Annotated in this window: 17 protein-coding genes and 2 pseudogenes; 7 read left to right on the plus strand and 12 right to left on the minus strand. The window is 70.5% G+C overall.

Features of this window, described 5'->3' with window-relative positions; translation table 11 throughout:
• Positions 1 to 114 precede the first annotated feature (114 nt).
• Positions 115 to 423, plus strand: coding sequence for a toxin-antitoxin system TumE family protein (locus tag J7656_RS14495; RefSeq protein WP_017342200.1), 309 nt, complete (start codon positions 115 to 117; stop codon positions 421 to 423).
• Positions 404 to 871 (plus strand): HVO_A0114 family putative DNA-binding protein, encoded by a 468-nt coding sequence (locus J7656_RS14500; protein WP_017342199.1) that lies wholly within the window; start codon positions 404 to 406, stop codon positions 869 to 871. The genes J7656_RS14495 and J7656_RS14500 overlap by 20 nt, the downstream gene beginning before the upstream one ends.
• A 57-nt stretch (positions 872 to 928) precedes the next feature.
• On the opposite strand, the gene J7656_RS14505 is transcribed toward J7656_RS14500, so the two are convergent.
• Positions 929 to 1,771 carry an ABC transporter permease gene (locus tag J7656_RS14505; protein ID WP_211553680.1) on the minus strand — a complete coding sequence of 281 codons (843 nt, stop codon included), beginning with the start codon at positions 1,769 to 1,771 and terminating at the stop codon, positions 929 to 931.
• Entirely contained in the window at positions 1,768 to 2,823 is a 1,056-nt protein-coding gene (locus tag J7656_RS14510) for an ABC transporter ATP-binding protein (protein ID WP_211553682.1), read from the minus strand. Before J7656_RS14510 ends, J7656_RS14505 begins: the two co-directional genes overlap by 4 nt.
• 56 nt (positions 2,824 to 2,879) lie before the next feature.
• On the opposite strand from J7656_RS14510, the gene J7656_RS14515 reads away from it, so the two are divergent.
• Both J7656_RS14515 and J7656_RS14520 read left to right on the plus strand, forming a co-directional pair.
• Entirely contained in the window at positions 2,880 to 3,338 is a 459-nt protein-coding gene (locus J7656_RS14515) for a hypothetical protein (protein ID WP_017342196.1), read from the plus strand.
• A 374-nt stretch (positions 3,339 to 3,712) separates the two neighbouring features.
• On the plus strand, positions 3,713 to 4,999 hold the full coding sequence (locus J7656_RS14520) for a polysaccharide deacetylase family protein (RefSeq protein ID WP_211553684.1): 1,287 nt from the start codon (positions 3,713 to 3,715) through the stop codon (positions 4,997 to 4,999).
• Positions 5,000 to 5,020: 21 nt separating this feature from the next.
• Here J7656_RS14520 and J7656_RS14525 read toward each other — a convergent pair.
• The 3 genes and pseudogenes from J7656_RS14525 to J7656_RS14535 form a co-directional block, all read right to left on the minus strand.
• Positions 5,021 to 5,961, minus strand: a pseudogene (locus J7656_RS14525) (ABC transporter substrate-binding protein).
• 55 nt (positions 5,962 to 6,016) lie between these two features.
• The gene (locus tag J7656_RS14530) at positions 6,017 to 6,292 is read right to left on the minus strand and encodes a DUF8101 family protein (RefSeq protein WP_211553685.1); all 276 of its coding nucleotides are present in this window, start codon (positions 6,290 to 6,292) and stop codon (positions 6,017 to 6,019) included.
• Entirely contained in the window at positions 6,289 to 6,936 is a 648-nt protein-coding gene (locus J7656_RS14535; RefSeq protein WP_211553686.1) for a class I SAM-dependent methyltransferase, read from the minus strand. Before J7656_RS14535 ends, J7656_RS14530 begins: the two co-directional genes overlap by 4 nt.
• 108 nt (positions 6,937 to 7,044) lie before the next feature.
• Between J7656_RS14535 and J7656_RS14540 the strand changes: the two genes are divergently transcribed.
• From J7656_RS14540 to J7656_RS15300, 3 genes and pseudogenes are all read left to right on the plus strand, one after another.
• Positions 7,045 to 7,413: a VOC family protein gene (locus J7656_RS14540; protein WP_017342191.1), complete on the plus strand. Its 369-nt coding sequence runs from the start codon at positions 7,045 to 7,047 to the stop codon at positions 7,411 to 7,413.
• A 397-nt stretch (positions 7,414 to 7,810) separates the two neighbouring features.
• A pseudogene (locus J7656_RS15295) lies at positions 7,811 to 8,136 on the plus strand (HFX_2341 family transcriptional regulator domain-containing protein); the annotation flags it as partial.
• Positions 8,137 to 8,151: 15 nt separating this feature from the next.
• Positions 8,152 to 8,568 carry a DUF6293 family protein gene (locus tag J7656_RS15300; RefSeq protein WP_425490627.1) on the plus strand — a complete coding sequence of 139 codons (417 nt, stop codon included), beginning with the start codon at positions 8,152 to 8,154 and terminating at the stop codon, positions 8,566 to 8,568.
• Positions 8,569 to 8,635: 67 nt separating this feature from the next.
• Here the strand turns inward: J7656_RS15300 and J7656_RS14550 are convergent, their stop codons facing one another.
• The 7 genes from J7656_RS14550 to J7656_RS14580 all read right to left on the minus strand — a co-directional run bounded on the left by J7656_RS14550 (position 8,636) and on the right by J7656_RS14580 (position 17,121).
• The gene (locus J7656_RS14550; protein WP_211553687.1) at positions 8,636 to 9,661 is read right to left on the minus strand and encodes a DUF8127 domain-containing protein; all 1,026 of its coding nucleotides are present in this window, start codon (positions 9,659 to 9,661) and stop codon (positions 8,636 to 8,638) included.
• A 130-nt stretch (positions 9,662 to 9,791) separates the two neighbouring features.
• Positions 9,792 to 9,980 (minus strand): hypothetical protein, encoded by a 189-nt coding sequence (locus J7656_RS14555; RefSeq protein WP_017342188.1) that lies wholly within the window; start codon positions 9,978 to 9,980, stop codon positions 9,792 to 9,794.
• 605 nt (positions 9,981 to 10,585) lie between these two features.
• A complete protein-coding gene (locus tag J7656_RS14560; RefSeq protein ID WP_211553688.1) occupies positions 10,586 to 11,638 on the minus strand; it encodes a zinc-dependent alcohol dehydrogenase family protein in 1,053 nt (350 codons plus the stop codon).
• An 82-nt stretch (positions 11,639 to 11,720) separates the two neighbouring features.
• Complete coding sequence (locus J7656_RS14565; RefSeq protein WP_026046149.1) at positions 11,721 to 12,725, minus strand: alcohol dehydrogenase; 1,005 nt, start codon at positions 12,723 to 12,725, stop codon at positions 11,721 to 11,723.
• A gap of 90 nt (positions 12,726 to 12,815) precedes the next feature.
• Entirely contained in the window at positions 12,816 to 13,901 is a 1,086-nt protein-coding gene (locus J7656_RS14570; RefSeq protein ID WP_017342185.1) for a sulfite exporter TauE/SafE family protein, read from the minus strand.
• A 257-nt stretch (positions 13,902 to 14,158) separates the two neighbouring features.
• Positions 14,159 to 15,118 carry a hypothetical protein gene (locus J7656_RS14575; RefSeq protein ID WP_211553689.1) on the minus strand — a complete coding sequence of 320 codons (960 nt, stop codon included), beginning with the start codon at positions 15,116 to 15,118 and terminating at the stop codon, positions 14,159 to 14,161.
• Positions 15,119 to 15,126: 8 nt separating this feature from the next.
• Positions 15,127 to 17,121, minus strand: coding sequence for a PKD domain-containing protein (locus J7656_RS14580; RefSeq protein ID WP_211553691.1), 1,995 nt, complete (start codon positions 17,119 to 17,121; stop codon positions 15,127 to 15,129).
• Positions 17,122 to 17,196: the final 75 nt, after the last annotated feature.

The raw sequence follows: 17,196 nt of genomic DNA on the forward strand, positions 1-17,196 counted from the left end.
CGGTGATTCTGACTACAACCCTGCGGCGACGGCGATGTCCGCGATCGTCGTTGTGGTCGAAACACAACAATAAGCGTTAACATTGTTGAGTTCGTATCACAACATACGAGACAGATGCCCGCTACGGTCGTGTACCGGGAAGAGTCCGAGAAATCGGACGGCAGTCGGTATGAGATGATCGCGTGGCAGGTCCCGGAAAGCGAGGAGTACCCGGAGGGCGTGAAGTACAGTTTCCAGGACATGGACGCCGACGGCGACACGCTACTCCGGTACGACAACGCGCCGCACCACCGAGACGTCGGGCGACACCATCGGCACACGCACACTGGAGAAGTCACGAAACTGGACTTCACCGGTCTCGCGGACCTGATCGACGACTTCCAATCCGAGGTAAACGAGATCCATGACCGACGAACCGACTGATACCGACCCCACCCACGACGAATTTACACCGGACCCGAGCGACGCCGAGTACCCGTCGACGCTCCGTATCACGTCGCTACCGGCGGAACAGGCACAGACGGCGGCGATCGAGCGCGCCGAGCGCTGGGAGGACGGCGAGGCAGTCCCGCACGTGGTCAACTTCGAGGACCGTGCGCGGCTCCGCCAGCTGCTCACGGACCGCCGGATGGAGCTGCTGGAGGCGGTGATGGAACGACCGCCCGAGAGCATCCGCGCGCTGGCGGACCGGCTCGACCGAGACGTCCACGTCGTCCACGACGACCTGTCGCTTTTGGCCGACTACGACATCGTCCACTTCGAGGCGGACGGCCGCGCGAAGCGGCCGTATGTGCCCTACGAGACGGTTCGGATCGAAGTCGAGTTCGGGCTGCCCCGCGGCGACGAGTCGGAGTCGACCGCGTCCGCGTGACGCACGCCGCGTCGGAATTCCGCTGAGGCCGCCGAGCGCGGCGATGCGACCCGTGAGTCAGTAGTCGCCGAGCACGCCGAGCCGCCGCGCCCGCCGGGTCGCCAGCTGGAAGACGAGGTAGCCGCTGACCAGGTAGCCGACCGCGACCGCGACGAGCAGCGCCAGGTCGGCGAGCGGGAACTCCCACAGCCGCACGCCGTCGACCATCACGCGCTGGAGCATGGCGCTGCCGTGCGCTAAGGGGAGCACGCGCGTCCACGGGAGGTCGAAGACGGGCGCCGAGATCAGCCCGACGAACCCGAACTGGAGCAGGTTGAGCCAGTTGCCGATCCGCTTGTACAGCACCGTCACGCCGCCCGCGGCGAAGCCGAGTCCGAGCACCGAGACGATCGACAGGCCGGCGACGACGACCACCGTCACCGGCGCGAGGCTCAGTCGCGTCCCGGTCGCGAGGAGCATGACCGCGAGGATCACCGCGCTCGTGAGGAACGTCCGCACCACCTTCGCGACCCCCTTCAGCAGTGCGACCGGCGCGAAGCCGAACGGCGTGGTGATGTGGCGTTCGAGGGTCCCCCACTGTACCTCGCTGCCGATGTCGTTCGACACCGACGAGTACGCGCCCACCGACAGCGTCCACAGGAAGTAGCCGACGACGATCCCCTCGATCGAGTCCGCGAGCGCCTGCCCCGCGAGCAGCTGGCCGCCGAGGAACAGCGCGGCGAAGAAGAACAGCGACACCACGATCCCCCCGATCGCGTTGGCCGGATACCGCACGAAGATGAGGAACTCCCGGTAGAGGACCGCCCGCGCGAGGTGGTAGTAGGTGGCCGGTCGGGGCTCGTCGTCGACCCCGGACGCCGTCGCCGTCGACGCGTCCGCGGGCGGCGCGTCCCCGCTCACTGGGACGCACCCCCGAGCCCGGTCCCGGTGCGTTCGAGGAACACCTCTTCGAGGTCCGGCTGGACCGTCCGGATGTCCGAGACGGTGACGCCGGCCGCCCGCAGCGCGTCGGTCAGCTCGTACAGCCGGTCGCCGCCCGCCGCCACCGTCACCGCGGGCGGGCTCGCGTCGCGGTCGACCGTCCGCACGTCGAACGACTCGCGGAGCCCGGCGACCGTCTCCGGCGTGAGGTCCGGGCTCGCCACGCGCACCGCGTCGCTCGCGGCGGCGCCCAGCAGCGCCTCGACGGTGTCGTCGGCGACGATCCGCCCGTTCGACAGCATGACGACGCGGTCGCACACCGCCTCGATCGTCGTCATGTCGTGGCTGCTGACGACGATGGTGAGCCCCTCCTCGGCCGCGAGCCGGCGCAGCTCCGCCCGGAGCGTCCGCGCGCTCTCGACGTCGAGCCCGAGCGTGGGCTCGTCGAGGAACACCAGTTCGGCGCCGCCCGCCAGTACGCTCGCGAGCGACACCTTCTGTTTCATCCCCCGGGAGAGGTCCCGCACCGGCGTGTCCGCCTTGTCGGCCAGATCGAGGCGGTCGAGCAGCCGGTCGTGGCGCGCCGCCACCGAGTCGGGGTCGACGCCGCTGATCGTCGCGAAGTAGCGGAGGTTCTCCCGGACGGTGAGCCGCCAGTAGTCGTTGCGCGCGCCCTCTAACATCGCGTCCACGTCGGCGTAGGCGGCTCGCCGGCCGTCGCGCACGTCGTTTCCGAACACTCGGACCGACCCCGCGTCGGGAACCACGATCCCTAAGGCGCACTTGATCAGCGTCGTCTTGCCCGCGCCGTTCGGGCCGAGCAGGCCGACGACCGACCCGCGCTCGACGGTGAGGCTCACGTCGTCGACCGCGACGACCGCGTCGTCGCCCTCGCCGAACCGCTTCGTGAGCCCCTCGACCGCGAGGGCCGGCGGGCCGGACTGGTCGTCGGGCGCCGCCGCGTCGCGTGCCGCGTCCGTCTCGTCGCGCTCGCGGGGACCACCGCGCGCGCTCGTCGCGCTCCGTGCCATCGCCCCGTCGTACGGGCTGCCGGCGGATATATCCGCGCTCGGCGGCGATCCCGCGTGTGGACCTCGATCGGTTCGCGGCGGACGTCCCCGAGGACGACGCGCCCGGAGACGCCCGCGTCTGCGTCGTCGCGACGCAGGAAGAGACGTTCGAGCGCTGCCGCGCGGGCTTTTATCCCGCGCCGCGCTCGTACGACCGCACCCGCGCCGAGTTCGACTACATGGCCTTCTACCGCACCGCGCCGGTGTCCGCAGTCACACACTACGCCCGCATCACCGCTCGGACCGAGCAGACGCGGGGCGAATCGGGACCGATGGACGAGGCCGACTGGGCGGCGCTCATCGACCCGTTCTCCGAGGAGCGTGTCGTCGTCGTCTTCGAGTTCGACGACCTCGTCCCGCTGGAGCGCCCGGTCGAGAACGACCTGAACGGCGTGCGCGGCGCGTGGTACTGTACGGTCGCGGACCTCGGGGAGGCGACGACGCTGTCGGGGCTGCGCGACCGCGCCGAGAACTGACCGGCCGGGCGAACTGGCGGCTCTGTGACCGTCCGCCGTGACCGATGGTTCGGAGCGACCATGGTGCTACTGGGCGGGAGTCGGTCACGAGCGAGTCGTCGGAGCGGCCCGAGCGGCGCGTGGATCGCGGGCGTACTCGAGGAACGGCGACGGTCGTTTCGGAACGGTATCGGGGACCCGGCGGTCGGGTGTGGCCGCGAAACCAGCACCGGTCGTCCGTCTCGCTCAGACGACGTTTCGGTGGCCTACGGGGCCGAGCGTGCGCGTCTCACGGGACTCGTTTTAGCTGTCGAATGCCCAACCTTACTCGGAACGGAGTCGGTAGCCGGGTCGTAACGAATACCCGCGATATCGAACGCGGGACTCGAAAACGAATGGTCAACCAAAGAAGCCCGCAACGTCGACGCACTCGGCGTGATCTACTCGGCGCGCTCGGCGTCGCCTGTCTGACCGGCGGTGCCGGCTGTCTGGGTTCGGATGCCGTCGCAGAGGATCCCACCGACGAACAGACACCCGACGACACCGGCGACGACACGGAGACGACCTCCCCACCCGGCGTGGAGCTCGGGGCGGAGACGTTCGAAGACGTGGCCGCGCTCGAAGCGGTCGGCGGCCGACTCGCCGCCGACACGGAGCGGCGGGTCACCGGGACGCAGTGTGCGGCCCTCGAAACCGACGGGGACGGGGCGTGGCTCCACGTTCCCCTCGCCGAGCCGGTCGACTTCAGCAACGCCCGACCGGCCTGCCACGTCGCGATAGACGGGGCGGCGGCCGGCGACTTCCTCTACCTCGATCTGGTCGACGCGGACGGCAACCGGTTTCGGACGCGAACCGTCGTGCGGAGCCGGGGCGAACTGGTCAACGTCGACTTCGGAATCCTGGATCCGCAGGTCGACGAGACGGCCGTGGACTTAGAGCGCATCACGCGGCTCTCGTTCCGCCCGGGCCCCAGGAACGAGGCGGGTCCCGAAACCGTGTACCTCGATCACCCGCGCCGGATCCCCGCCCCGGAGACCGCGAAGGTCGTCTTTCAGTTCGACGACGGGAACGAGACGGATCTCACGGAGGCCCACCCGTATCTCTCTCAGTACGACTACCCGGCGATCACCTACGTGAACACGAACCGGGTCGGCGACGACGGGAAGCTCGACGAGGCGCAGCTCGCGGAGCTCCGGGACGCGAACTGGCTCGTCGGGTCGCACACGCCGGACCACACGGACCTCACGACCGTCTCGGAGCCCGCCGAGGTCGAACGCCGCCTGCGCGAGGCGAAGGAGTGGCTCGTCGACCGCGGGTTCGACGAGGGCGCGCGCCACTTCGCGTACCCGTACAACGCCGTGAACGAGCAGGTGCTGTCGGTCGTCGAGGAGATCCACGACACCGGGCGCGTCTCGAGTTGGCAGCCCGTCGCGTTGCCGTCGAACCTCCAGCTGATTCCGGCCGAGGGCGACCCGACGCCGGCGGCCTTCTCGGAGCTCCTCGAGTGGACGGTCGAGTACGGCGGCGTGGTGACCGTCCTCCACCACAGCCTGTCGACGGACGCCGAGGTCGCGGCGTTCCGCGAGATCGTCGACGAGGTCCGTCGACACGACCGGCTCGGGAACGTCGACGTCGTCCGCCTCGACGAGCTCGAATCGATGGTCGAGCGGACGCTCTCCTGATCGCCTGCGGGCAGACCGGCCTCACCCGCCGTCGGCGCGCACCGAGGGCGTCACCGCGTCGACGCGCGCGATCCGGTCGTGGTCGCCCGGCGCAGTCACCGCGTGCTCGGGGTGGAGACAGGCGAACAGCGCCTCTAGCGAGTCGACGAGCCGGTGGCTCGGCCGGTTGAACAGCCCGTTACCGTCGACCGCGTAGGCCCGGTCGCCCGCGACCGCCGCCAGGTCGCCGAATCCCGGCTGTTCCGCGAGGTCGGCGACCGCGTCGACGGCGCGGTCCCGGTCGAACCCACAGGGCGCGACGACGAGCGCTTCGGGGTCGGCGGCGACCACGTCGTCCCATGCGACCGGCTCAGAGGGGCCGTCGGGCTGGAAGGAGGAGTCGCCGCCCGCGATTTCGACCATGTCGCGCACCCAGTGGCCCGCGCGGATCGGCGGGTCGGTCCAGTCGAGGACGGCGACGCGAGGGCGGCCCTCGGCGGCGACCGCTCGCTCGGCGCGCTCGCGGACCGCGTCGACGCGCTCACGGAGATCGGCCCGGAGGTCGCTCGCCGCCGCCTCCGCGCCGACCGCCTCGCCGATCCGTTCCACATCGTCGAGCGCGTCCGCGAAGGAGTGAGGATCCAAGGCGAGCACCTCGGGCTCGGGGTCGAGCCGCGCGGCGGCCGCGCGGACCTCGCTCGCGTCGACCGCGCAGATGTCGCAGGTGGCCTGCGTGACGAGCAGATCCGGGTCGAGGGCCGCGAGCCGCTCCTCGTCGAGGTCGTAGACGGCACCGTCGACGTCGCGCATCTGCTCGTCGATGTCGGCCGCCGAGCGGTCCGCGTAGTCGACGACGGTGCTCGTCAGCGTCGGGAGGTCGCGGGCGGTTGGGGGTGGTCGCAGCTGTGGGAGACGCCGACCGGCTCGACGCCGAGCGCGAACAGCGTCTCCGTGGCGGAGGGGAGGAGGGAGGCGACGCGCATGCGCCAAGAGAGGCGCTCCGGGGACAAAAGTCAGGGGTTCGGCTCGGCGAAGGAGTCAGGGGTTCGGCTCGGCGACGGCGTCCGCGGTCGCCGTCGCGTACGCGGCCGCGAGGTCGCCGTTCGGGAGGGCGTCGAGCGCGGCCGCACATCCCCACCGGACCCGGTCGCGCCGCTCGCCGGACGGGAGCTTTTTGATCGCCACCGTCTCGGCCGTGTCGAGCAGGGCGCGCGCGGTGTCGGCGTCGCCGCGCTCGGCGGCCGCCCGCGCCTCCGCGAGCAGCTGGTCGAGGCTCGCCCGCACGTCGTGGGGGACCTCGTCGGGGTCGGTCACGGCCGCGTTCGGCCCTCTTCGCCCTCGCCAGCCAGCCGCGCGAACGCGAACTCCGTGCTGCTCCCCAGCGGGTCGGTGGCGGTCCGCGTCTCGACGTCGGCGAACCCCGCCGCGCGGAGCTGGTCGAGGGTGCGCTCGCGGCCGGGCGCGGAGAAGAACATCTCGCCGCCCATCCAGCCGCGGCGGACCGTCTCGAAGCGGCCGCTCGGCAGCGTCAGCAGGAGCCGACCGCCGGGCCGGAGGACGCGGGCGAACTCGTCGTACACGTCCGGGTGGCGCTCGCGCTCGACGTGAAACACCGCGTGGTACGCCGTGATCGCGTCGAAGCGGTCGGCCGCGAACGGGAGCGCCGACATCTCGCCGTGGACGAGCCGCGCGTCGGGCACCGTCTCGGCCGCGAGCTCCAGCCCGCGTCGGGAGACGTCGAGCCCGACGCTGCTCGGCGGGAGGTTCGCAAGCGTGCGGGCGCCGTCGCCGCAGCCCACGTCGAGGACGAGCGGGTCGCGGTCGCCGGTTGCGGGGTCGGTGGCCAGCGCGTCGCACAGGTCGTCGATCAGCGCCGCGTCCGAGCCGTCGGGGTCGCGGCGAGCGGCGTACGTCTCGGCGACCGCGTCCCACGCGCGGCGCACCGCGTTGCGGTCCATACGGACGCGAGGGGCGCCAGCGACATCATTGCTCGGGCGAGCCGCCAGTCGTCGGGCGCGCGGGAGTCGCCGGTCGGGATTTATGCCGCTACCGCGCGACGCCGACACATGGAGATTCTCCACACCTGCCTAAACGTGGCGGACGCGGACCGGACCGCTGACTGGTACGTCGACGAGCTCGGGTTCGAGCGGTCGTGGGAGTTCACGACCGCGGACGGCGACACCCGCAACGTGTACGTCGCCGACGAGGGCGGCGTCGAGTTCCAGCTGTCGGACACGGCCGGCGAGGCGCCGAGCGCGGACGGCGACCGCTACGACCACGTCGCCGTCGGCGTCGACGACGTGGACGCGGCGTTCGAGGAGATCGATCACCACGGCGTCAGGGAGGCGCCGACCGACCACCCGGAGGCCGGCGCGCGGGTCGCCTTCGTGAAGGACCCCGACGGACACGTCGTCGAGCTGATCGAGCCGCTCTGAGCGGGCGCGGGCGGTTCGGCGGCGGGTTCGAAAACGAAGAGTCCGATGCGATCGAGACCGGGCACCTGCCGGCTCAGAGGGTCCGGCCGCCTCGGCGGTCTCGATTGGGTCGTTGCGGTCGGATGGGGGTCGGGTGACCGTGAGAGCAATACTGCGTTCGCCGACGAGGTCTCAAGCGATGAAACCGGCTATGATCGGACAGGGGGAGGGCCGAAGGGGGAGACCGACGGAACGCCGACCTGTGTCAGTCGGGTGGAGGGGAGAACACACGTCTGCGGGGAGCCCCGTCGGCGATCGGAAACAACGCCCTCGATCGGATAGATATTACGTTAACACAGACAAAATAAACGACAATGTGATCATAATCGTCAATATCGTCCCGATAATTAGCTGATACATGAGCGATCTCGACGTCCCGAAACGCGTTCACATTGTTCCGCTGGGATACGAGTTGGACCGGATCGTCCGTCCGGTCGTCGACAGGAACGCCGACGAGGTCATCCTCCTCGAACCCGACGCCGATCAGGAGGGTGTCGACCGACCGTCGTACCACGAGACGGCCCGCCAACGAATCCAAGACGGGGGATCCGGACCGAGACCGTCGAGTGCGACATCTTCAACCTCTTCAGTTCGCTCGGGACGATCGCCGAAATCTCGAACCGCCTCCGTGATCACAACGTCTACGTGAACCTCGCGTCGGGGTCGAAGGTGACCGCGATCGGCGGGATGATCGCCTGTATGGTCACCGGCGCGATCCCGTACTACGTCCACGCGGAGGAGTACGCGGGCGGCGAGGAGCGGCCGGTGGCCTCGGGCGCGAAGCCACCGAAGACACTCCCGAAGTACCCGATCGAGGAGCCGAATGCCGAACGCGTCGCCGTCCTCGCGTACGTCGAACGGAACCAGCCAGTCACCAAGAGAGACCTCATCGACTACGGCCGCCAGGAAAGCCTCCCCTTCGTCGAGCGCTACGACACCGAGGGGGTTCAGAACCCGGACCGCGGGTACTACCGGCGACTCAACACGCACGTCGTCGAGCCGCTCGTGAGCCGCGGGTTCGTCGAGGTCGAGGAACACTCCAAGTACCAGTACCTTTCCGTCACCGAGAGCGGGTCGAACCACCTGCGCGCGTTCCGCTACCTGCTCCGCGACTAAGTCGAGCCGCGATAGATGAGTCGCCCCCGCGATCTATCACGAGACCGGCACCGCGGGCTGCCCGAGCCTACGCGTTCGGGGCGGGCCGCGCGAACCAGTAGCCGTAGCCGAACGGCACGAGACCGGTGACGACGCCGAAAAGCACCGCGAACGGCCCGAAGACCAGCCCGACGACCCCGAGCGCGCCCGCGATCGCCGCCGTGGCGAGCAGTCCGACCCCAACCGTCACGCCGGCGAGCACGAGCCACCGCTGCCGGGCGACGAGCGCGCCGGCGACGACGCCGGTGGCGACGACGGCCGCGCTCGCGGGCCCGGTGACGAACCGGGAGGGCGACCCGCTCTCGAACACGGCGGTGCCGACGAGCGCGACCGGGAGCGCGAGCGCGGCGACCACGGCGGCCCGGCGCGGGGTGAGGAGGCGGTCGCGCGTCGGCTCTCGGTAGCGGTACGCGAGCAGTCCGAGCGCGACCGCCGTGTACCCGCGCCCGACCGGCGTGAGGGCAAAGCCGAGGGCGGCGCCAGCGACCTGCGCGAAGACGGCCGCCTCGCTTTCGACCGCGACGGCGTAGTACGCCCCGTCCTGCCGGTACAGTCCCGACCGGATGGTCGCGTTCGTCGCAGCCCCCTCGTCGATGGCGGTCCGCACGCCGGGCGACGCCTCGGCCGCGGGGCGCGCGACGGCGTCGAACACCGTCTCGGGGTCGGTCTCACGCATCTCGATCGTCGCGTTCGTCGTGTCGCCGCGCGTCGACAGCGACCACTCGTAGTAGCTCCCGTCGTACGCGACGTACGGCGAGTCGGCGTCGTCGAGCGCGATGTCCAACTCCGGCGAGAGCGACCCCTCGAAGGACCCGGTCGCGGCGGCGGTCCGGACCGGCTCCCGGTACTGGTCGGCGGTGTCCGAGAGCCGCTCGTCGAGGTCGGTGACGTTGCGCGACGCGTCCGCGACCGGGGCCGGGTCTTCGCCGGGTTCGACGGCTGTGGCCTCGTAAGTGATCTGCGTGTCGCCCGCCGTCGCGTGGAAGGCGAAGCTGAGTCCGAGGCCGACGACGAGGAGGGCGAGGATCGCGAGCGTTCGAGCGGAGGGAGGCACGGACTGGCGTTGATGAAATGCGGTTGTAAAGGTGTGGTCTGCGGGACGAGAGCGCAAGGCGGCGCCGCTCTTCGGCGCGGAGCGGGCGAAAGAAACGTCGGGGTTCGAGGCGGGGTCGTGCCCGACCGCGTCAGTCGTCGGCCGGGGCGCGCGGCTCCGCCGGGGGCTCGGGCTCCTCCGTCTCGCCCGTCGGTTCGTCGACTACCGGCTCGTCGACCGCGTCGACATCGGGTGCCTCGTCGAGTTCGTCCGCCTCCTCGGACCGGTGACGCGCCTTGACCTCCGTCCACGTGCGCGCCTCGTCGTAATGGTGGCACATGACAACAGATAACAAGGATTTAAGCGTACTAAAGGTTACGCCGATACCCCCGGAAACGAACGTTTGAGCGGTTCTGTATGCGGTGCGTCCGAATACCCATCGGCGGCTACCCGCCCGGCGACGGCTGCGGAATCCACGACCGCTCGCTTATAAATGAGCGACTACACCTCGGCGATGAACACGGCCGAACCTCAGCCATTCGCTTATAAATAGGTGATTGTGGATCGACGGCCAACACCGCCAAAGCCCCAGTCTTTTACTTGAGAATGAGCGACTGTGGATCGGCGACCAACACCTCCAAAGCCCCAGCCGCGAGGCGACCGTACGCTCGCTGCGCTCCTCAGTCGTTCGCTCCGCTCACTCCTTGCGGTGCTTGCGTCGCCTACGGTCGCCTCGCGACTGCCCCTTTGAGTCCCACCCGACCGCGACAGCACAGCACCTCACGCCTCCCCAGCCTCGTCGGTGGTCCTCCGCTTCGCTCCGGACCACCGACTCCCTCGCGCGTGCTGTCTCGCGGCCGCCGGGGGCGGCCGCTCGCAGGCACGCGCCACCGCTTAAAAACCGAGTCGGGCAGACGTAGATCGGAAATCCGGTTTCGCGGCCGCCTACGCGTCGCCGTGCGGCTTCACCAGCACCTTGATCGCCTCGCGCTCGTCCATCATGCGGTACCCTTCAGCGACCTCGTCGAGGCCGACCGTTTCGGTGAAGATAGGCGCGGGGTCGAGCGTCCCCTGAAGCACGTCGTCCATCAGCTCCTCGGCGTACGCGCGGACGGGGGCGACCCCGCCCGCGAGCGTCACGTTCTGGCCGAACATGCCGAACACGTCGAGGCCCTCCTCCTCGACGCCGTAGGGGACGCCGACGTATCCGATGGTGCCCCCGGGGCGGACGGCGTCGATGGCGGTGTTCATCGCGCTCGCGGCGCCGACGCACTCCATCACGTGGTTCGGGCCGCCGTAGGTCAGCTCTCGAATCCGCTCGACGGCGGCCTCGCCGCGTTCGGAGACGGTCTCCGTGGCGCCGAACTCTTCGGCGAGTTCGAGACGGTCCTCGTGGTGGCCGACCGCGATAATGCGCTCCGCACCGAGGCGGCGGGCCGCGAGGACGCCGCAGAGCCCGACCGCGCCGTCCCCGATGACGGCCACGGTCGACCCCTCTTCGACGCCCGCGCTGACGGCCGCGTGGTGGCCGGTGCCCATGACGTCGGTCAGCGGGAGCAGCGAGCGGAGCGTGTCCTCGTCGTCGGCGTGGCGGTCGGGGACGCGGACGAGCGTACCGTCAGCGTGGGTCGAGCGGACGTACTCCCCCTGCCCGCCGCCGTTGTCGCCGCCCCACGAATCGCCGTTCTCGCAGGAGGTGTGGAGCCCCTTCCGGCAGAACTCGCACTCGCCGCAGGAGATGGCGAAGGGCGCGAGCACGCGGTCGCCGGGATCGACGGAGGTCACGTCGTCGCCGACTTCCTCGACGATCCCCATCGGTTCGTGGCCGACGGGCGAGCCCGCGTCGCGGTCGCTGTCGCCGCGGTAGAACCAGAGGTCCGAGCCGCAGACCGCGGTGTGGGTCACGCGGACGATCGCGTCCGTCGGAGCCTCGATCTCGGGGCGCGGTCGCTCTTCCACGTCGATCTCGCCGGGGGCGTTGAATACGGCTGCGCGCATACCGCGGCTGCGAGCGGCTCGCACAAAAGCGCGGCGGGTCCGGCGATCCGCGGGGACCGAACCGACCGCACGGAGACGGCGCCTACGGCTCCAAGACGACCCGGAACCGGGCCTCGTTCTCGGCCATGCGGTCGTACGCCGCGGCGACGTCATCGAGCGCGAACGTCTCTATCTCGGGCGTGATGTCACGGAGCGCGCTGAACTCCAGCGTGTCCTGCGAGTCGCGGGCGTGGCCCGACCCCCACCCCTCGACCGCGCCGCGGGCCCCGACGAGCTGCTGCGCGTCGACCGACACCGGCTCGCCGGGGATGCCGGCGATTATCACGGAGCCGTCGACGCCCAGCCCGCCCACGACCGACTCGATGGCGTCGCTCGCGGGCGCGGTCGTGAGGACGACGCTCGCGCCGCCGAGCTCTCGGAGCCGTTCGGCCGGGTCCGCCTCGGCGGCGTTCACGAAGTGGTCGGCCCCGAGCTCTTTCGCGAGCGGCTCCTTGTCGGGGCTGCGCGAGACCGCGACCGTCTCGTAGCCGGCCGCGTGGGCGTACTGGACCCCGAGGTGGCCGAGGCCGCCGACGCCGACGACCGCGACGAGGTCGCCGGCGCGGGCGTCGGAGTTTCGCAGGGCGTTGTAGGTGGTGATCCCGGCGCAAAGCAGCGGCGCGGCGTCGACCGCGTCGAGGTCGTCCGGGATCGCCGCCAGCGCCTCGGCGGGGACCGTCGCGTACTCGGCGTACCCGCCGTCGAAGGTCAGACCGGTAATCTCGGCGTTCTCGCACTGGAGGAACTGGCCGCGGCGACACGGGTCACAGGTGAAACAGTGGCCGCCGTGCCAGCCGGCGCCGACGCGCTCGCCCGCCGCCCACGCGTCGACGTCGTCGCCGACCGCGTCGACCGTCCCGGCGATCTCGTGGCCGGGGACGCGCGGGTAGCTCACGCCGGGGTACGACCCCTCGACGACGAACTCGTCGCTGCGGCAGATCCCGCACGCCTCGACCGCGACCCGGACCTCGCCGGGGCCGGGCTCCGGGACCTCGCGCTCGACGAGTTCGAACTCGGCACCGGGCTCCGGCACGACCGCGGCTCGCATGGTATTCGTCATCGAGTTACGGTCCGGGCGACACGGGAAAGAACCTGACGCCGGCGGCGAGGCGGTCGGCCGGGACGGACCGTCGCGGCGTCAGATCCCGCCGCCGGCCATCGCGAACAGCGCGACGGCGATGACCGCGAACAGTCCGCCCACGCCCGCCTTGATCGTCTGGGTGTTCAGCGCCGTCGAGACGTACGGCGCGATCTGGCCGCCGAGCGTCGTCGCCGGGACGGTCCAGACGACCATGTTCCACGGCGTCGTCGCCAAGTCCATCGTGTGACCGCCGACGAGGCCGCCGCCGAACACGTGAACCACCGAGGCCAGCACGGCCGTCGTCGCGACGACAATATGGTTCGTGCCGATGGCGACGCGGACCGGCACCTGCGTGCGGAGCATCGAGATGATCCCGAGTTCGCCGATGCCGAAGCCGGCGAGCCCCTGGAACACGCCGCCGACACTGTAGTTGAGGAACCGTTCGAGGTAGCCGCCCCGGGAGTAGGTGTAGTCGTCGCCGTCGCGGTCGACGCGGGTGACGGTGCCGGACTCGTCGGTGTCGACGCCCGCGGGCCCGAGCTTGTTGTCGTCGTCGGGGAGGTCTCGGGACGATCCGCCGTCCGTCGCGATCTCCTCGCCGTCTCCGCCCCCGGTCGGCTCGTCGTGACCCAGGTTAGCCTTGAAAAGCAGATACGCGGCCGCCAGCAGCGCGATCCCCAACAGGGCGTGGAACAGCGGTTCGGGGATGACGAAGGAGAGGAGCGCTCCGCCGACCACGAAGGGGATACCCCCCAACACGAGCGACAGCGAGAGCCGCCGGTCGACGAGCCCGTACTGGATGAAGGCGAGCGATGAGCTCGACAGGCCGAACGACTCGCTGATGAGCCCGATCTTCATCAGCGTCGTCGGCTCTAAGGGATACGCGACGAGCGGGAACACGAAGATGAGGAACGGCACGAACAGCGCCGACCCGCTGATCCCGACGGTGTTGACGACGGTGGCGCCGGTGGCGAACGCGATGAACAGCCACCAGTACTCGGTCCAGTAGCCAGCCCCGGCGTCGGCCGGGGTCGGCGCGAAGGCGTACACCCCTGCGACGAACAGGAGCGGAGCGAGGAACACGAAGACGTGCTGATAGCGCAGAAAGGCGCGCTGGACGCCGCTCGACAGTGACGTGCTCATTGAGTGGTGAAAAACCGGTAACGGAGAGGTGGATAAATGAGTTATATCTCTGATAATTTGAACGAATTATCATCGGGATTTCCGCATCGATCCCACCCAGTCATCGACTTCGTTTCTCACCGCTGAAACGTCCGCGCGATAATAGGAGACGGCGAGCGACGGGGCTCCGGCCGCGTCCGATCGGGCGACGAGCCGGACCGAACGCGGCTTCGTCGGGGCGAAGGAACGGAAAGCGGTCCGGCGACCGATTCGGACCGTTAACGCCGCCGTCGTAGGTAGATGGTGCCGACGATCAGCGCCAAGGCCGCGAGCAGCAGCGACGCGGCGGGCGCCGAGACGGCGCCGGGCTCTACCGGCCGGACCGGGGACGTCGAGCCGCCCGCGCTGGCGTCCGCGTCGGACCCCGGATCCGTCTCGGTCGTCCCGGCACCGGACCCGGAACCGCTCTCAGCATTACCGTCCGAGTCGGACTTCGATCCGGTTCCCGAGTCGGACGCCCCCGACTCGCCGTCGTCGCCGGACGCGTCCGCTCCGCCGTCGCCGGGCTCCGGGCCGTCCGCCGTCGCATCGGAGGCGTCGTCACCGGGATCCGAGTCGTCCGCCGTCGCGTCGGTCGCGTCGTCGTCGGACCGGTCGGTCGCGTCGTCGTCGGACCGGTCGGTCGCGTCGTCGTCGGACCGGTCGGTCGCGTCGTCGTCAGACCGGTCGGTCGAGTCCTCGGCGGCGGCGACCGCGACCGACGCGCCCCGTTCGGCGGTCACCGCGTACGCCCGGCCCCGCTCGTCGCCGAGCGTCTCGACGGAGACGGCGAGGTCGGCGGAGCCGACCGACTCGCCCCTGACGGTCACGGTCGCGACCGTCACCTCGCCCGCGTCGTCCGTGTCCATCAGCGCCGCGCGGACGGACGCGTTCGAGCCGTCCGGGGCGATCTCGACGTCGCGGGCTCCGGGACCTCCGGCGACCGCAACGTCGACGACCGACGCCACGTCCGGGCCCTCGACGGCGACCGTCAGGTCGTACGCGCCGACACCGCCGTCGGCGCTCTCGACCACGACGGCGACTGTCGTCGTCTCGCCGACGGCCGTCGGCTCCTCGGCCGCGGCGAGTCGCACCGAGGTGTCCGTCGCCGCGGCGGCCGGGGCCGTCGCCGCGGTCAGCAGCAGCAGCCCGAGCAGGGCCGCCGTCGCGGGCGCCGTCGGGGTGTCGATGCTCGTCATCGGTGTGTTCACTCCGTCTCCTGTGCGAACAGCAGCTGGATGTCGACGAGTGTGAACTCGCCGTCCCCGTTGAAGTCGAACGCCTGCGGGGCGTTCTGGACGGCCGCGCCGTCCCGGTCGGCGAACAGCGTCTGGACGTCGAGCACGTCGACGGTGCCGTCGCCGTTGACGTCCTCGAAGTCACCGTCACCGTCCAGGTCCTGCGCCGGATTCTCGGAGTCGCCGACGACGAGAGTGGACGCCTCGAGCGTGGCGCCGGACGTGCCGGTCACCTCGTACGTACTCCCGGCCTCGTCGCCGAGCTCGGAGACGTCGAGCGAGACGTTCGTGGACCCCTCGGTCGCGGACTCGACGGTGACCGTACCGAGGCTCACGTTCCCGCTGTCGTCGGTGTCGATCAGAACCGCCTCGACCGTCACCGAGGAGCCGTCCGCGGCGATCTGGACATCGGTGAGCCCCCCGTTTTCGACGCCCGAGAGGTTGGCGCCCGTGATCGACGCCACGCTCGGGTCGTCGACGGTGACCGTCATCGAGTACGCGCCGACGCCGCCGTCGGCGCTCTCGACCACGACGTCGTACTCGGCGGCGTCGCCGACGGCGACGAGCTCGCTCTCGGACGAGAGGCTGACCGCGGTGGACGCCCCGTCGGTCGGCGGCGCCGCGTCGTCTGCGTCCTCGACCGTGACGGCCACGGCGTCGGCATCGGTCGCCGCGCCGTCGGAGACCTCGACCTCGAAGGCGAGCGTCTCGTCGCCGTCGACGTCGGGCGCCGCGAACGACGGCGTCGCCGAGGAGGCGTCGCTCAGCGTGACGTCCGTGCCGCCGGTCTGCGTCCAGTCGTACGACAGACCGTCGCCGTCGGCGTCGCTCGACCCGCTCGCGTCGAGCGTGACCGAGTCGCCCTCGGCGACCGTCTGGTCGTCACCGGCGTCGGCCGTCGGCGGCTGATTCTCCGGCTCGTCCGCCGTCACTTCGAACGCCGTCGACGCGCTGTCGTCGTCGGTCGAGACGGTCACGTCGTGATCGCCCACCGTGAGACCGGCGGTGGCGGCGGTGAAGTTCACCTGCTGGCTCGCGTCGCCGTCGAGCGTGACCGACTCGCTGTCGACCTCGCCCCCGTCGACGGCGAGCGTGACGGTCTGCGTGTCGGACTCGTCGCCCGCGTTCTCGACGGTCGCGGTCACGGCGGCGTCGTCGCCCTGCGTGACCGACGACTCGACGTTCAGGGCCGAGACCTGGAAGCTCGCCGGGTCGGGCGCGTCGCTGACGGAGACCGTCTGGGTCGCCGTGTCGGTGGCGCCGTCGTCGTCGGTGACGGTGAGTTCGACGTCGTAGTCGCCCGCGGCGTCGAACGCGGTGGCCGCCTGCGCGCCGGTCGCGTCGACGTCCCCGTCGCCGTCGAAGTCCCACTCGTAGCTCGCGATCGAGCCGTCATCGCTGGAGCCGGAGGCGTCGAAGGAGACCGTCTCGCCCGGTTCGGGCGCGGACGGGCTCGCGGTGAAGGACGCCGTGGGGTCCTCGTTCTGCTCGGGCTCTTGGACCGTGATCGTCGTCGAGTCGGAGTCGGCCGTCGAGACGGAGTCGGCGGGGCTCAGCGCCGACCCGTCGGCGGTGATCGCATACTGTCCCGGCGAGGCGTCTGCGGGGACTCCGACGGTGTACTCGACCGTGTAGCTCACGTTGACGCCGTCGTTGTCGCCCGCGAGCCACGTCCACGTGCCGTCGTTGTACGCCACCGGACCGGTCGCCGACTGCGACTCGATCGCCCAGCCGTCCGGGAGACCGGCGCTCAGTTGTGGCGCGTTCAGCTCCGCGACGTCGAACTGCGTCGTCAGGGTTACCGTCTCGCCCGGTGTGACCGTCGTGCTGTCGGCCGTCTGTTCGACCGAGACGCTCGGGTCCGCCGCCACGATCCCCACCGGTCCGAAGACCGTGAAGAGGAGTGAGAGCGCGACGAGCGCCGTGATCGTCTGTCTGAGGTATCCGTGTGCTGTGTCGTTCATCGATTGTGTTGGTGTCGTTGGATTCGCTGCCTTCGTGCGGTCGGTCGTCGCTCGATTCGCCGACTCGTCGGCCCG

It is taken from the genome of Halorubrum ruber, assembly GCF_018228765.1.
Taxonomy (GTDB): Archaea; Halobacteriota; Halobacteria; order Halobacteriales; family Haloferacaceae; genus Halorubrum; species Halorubrum ruber.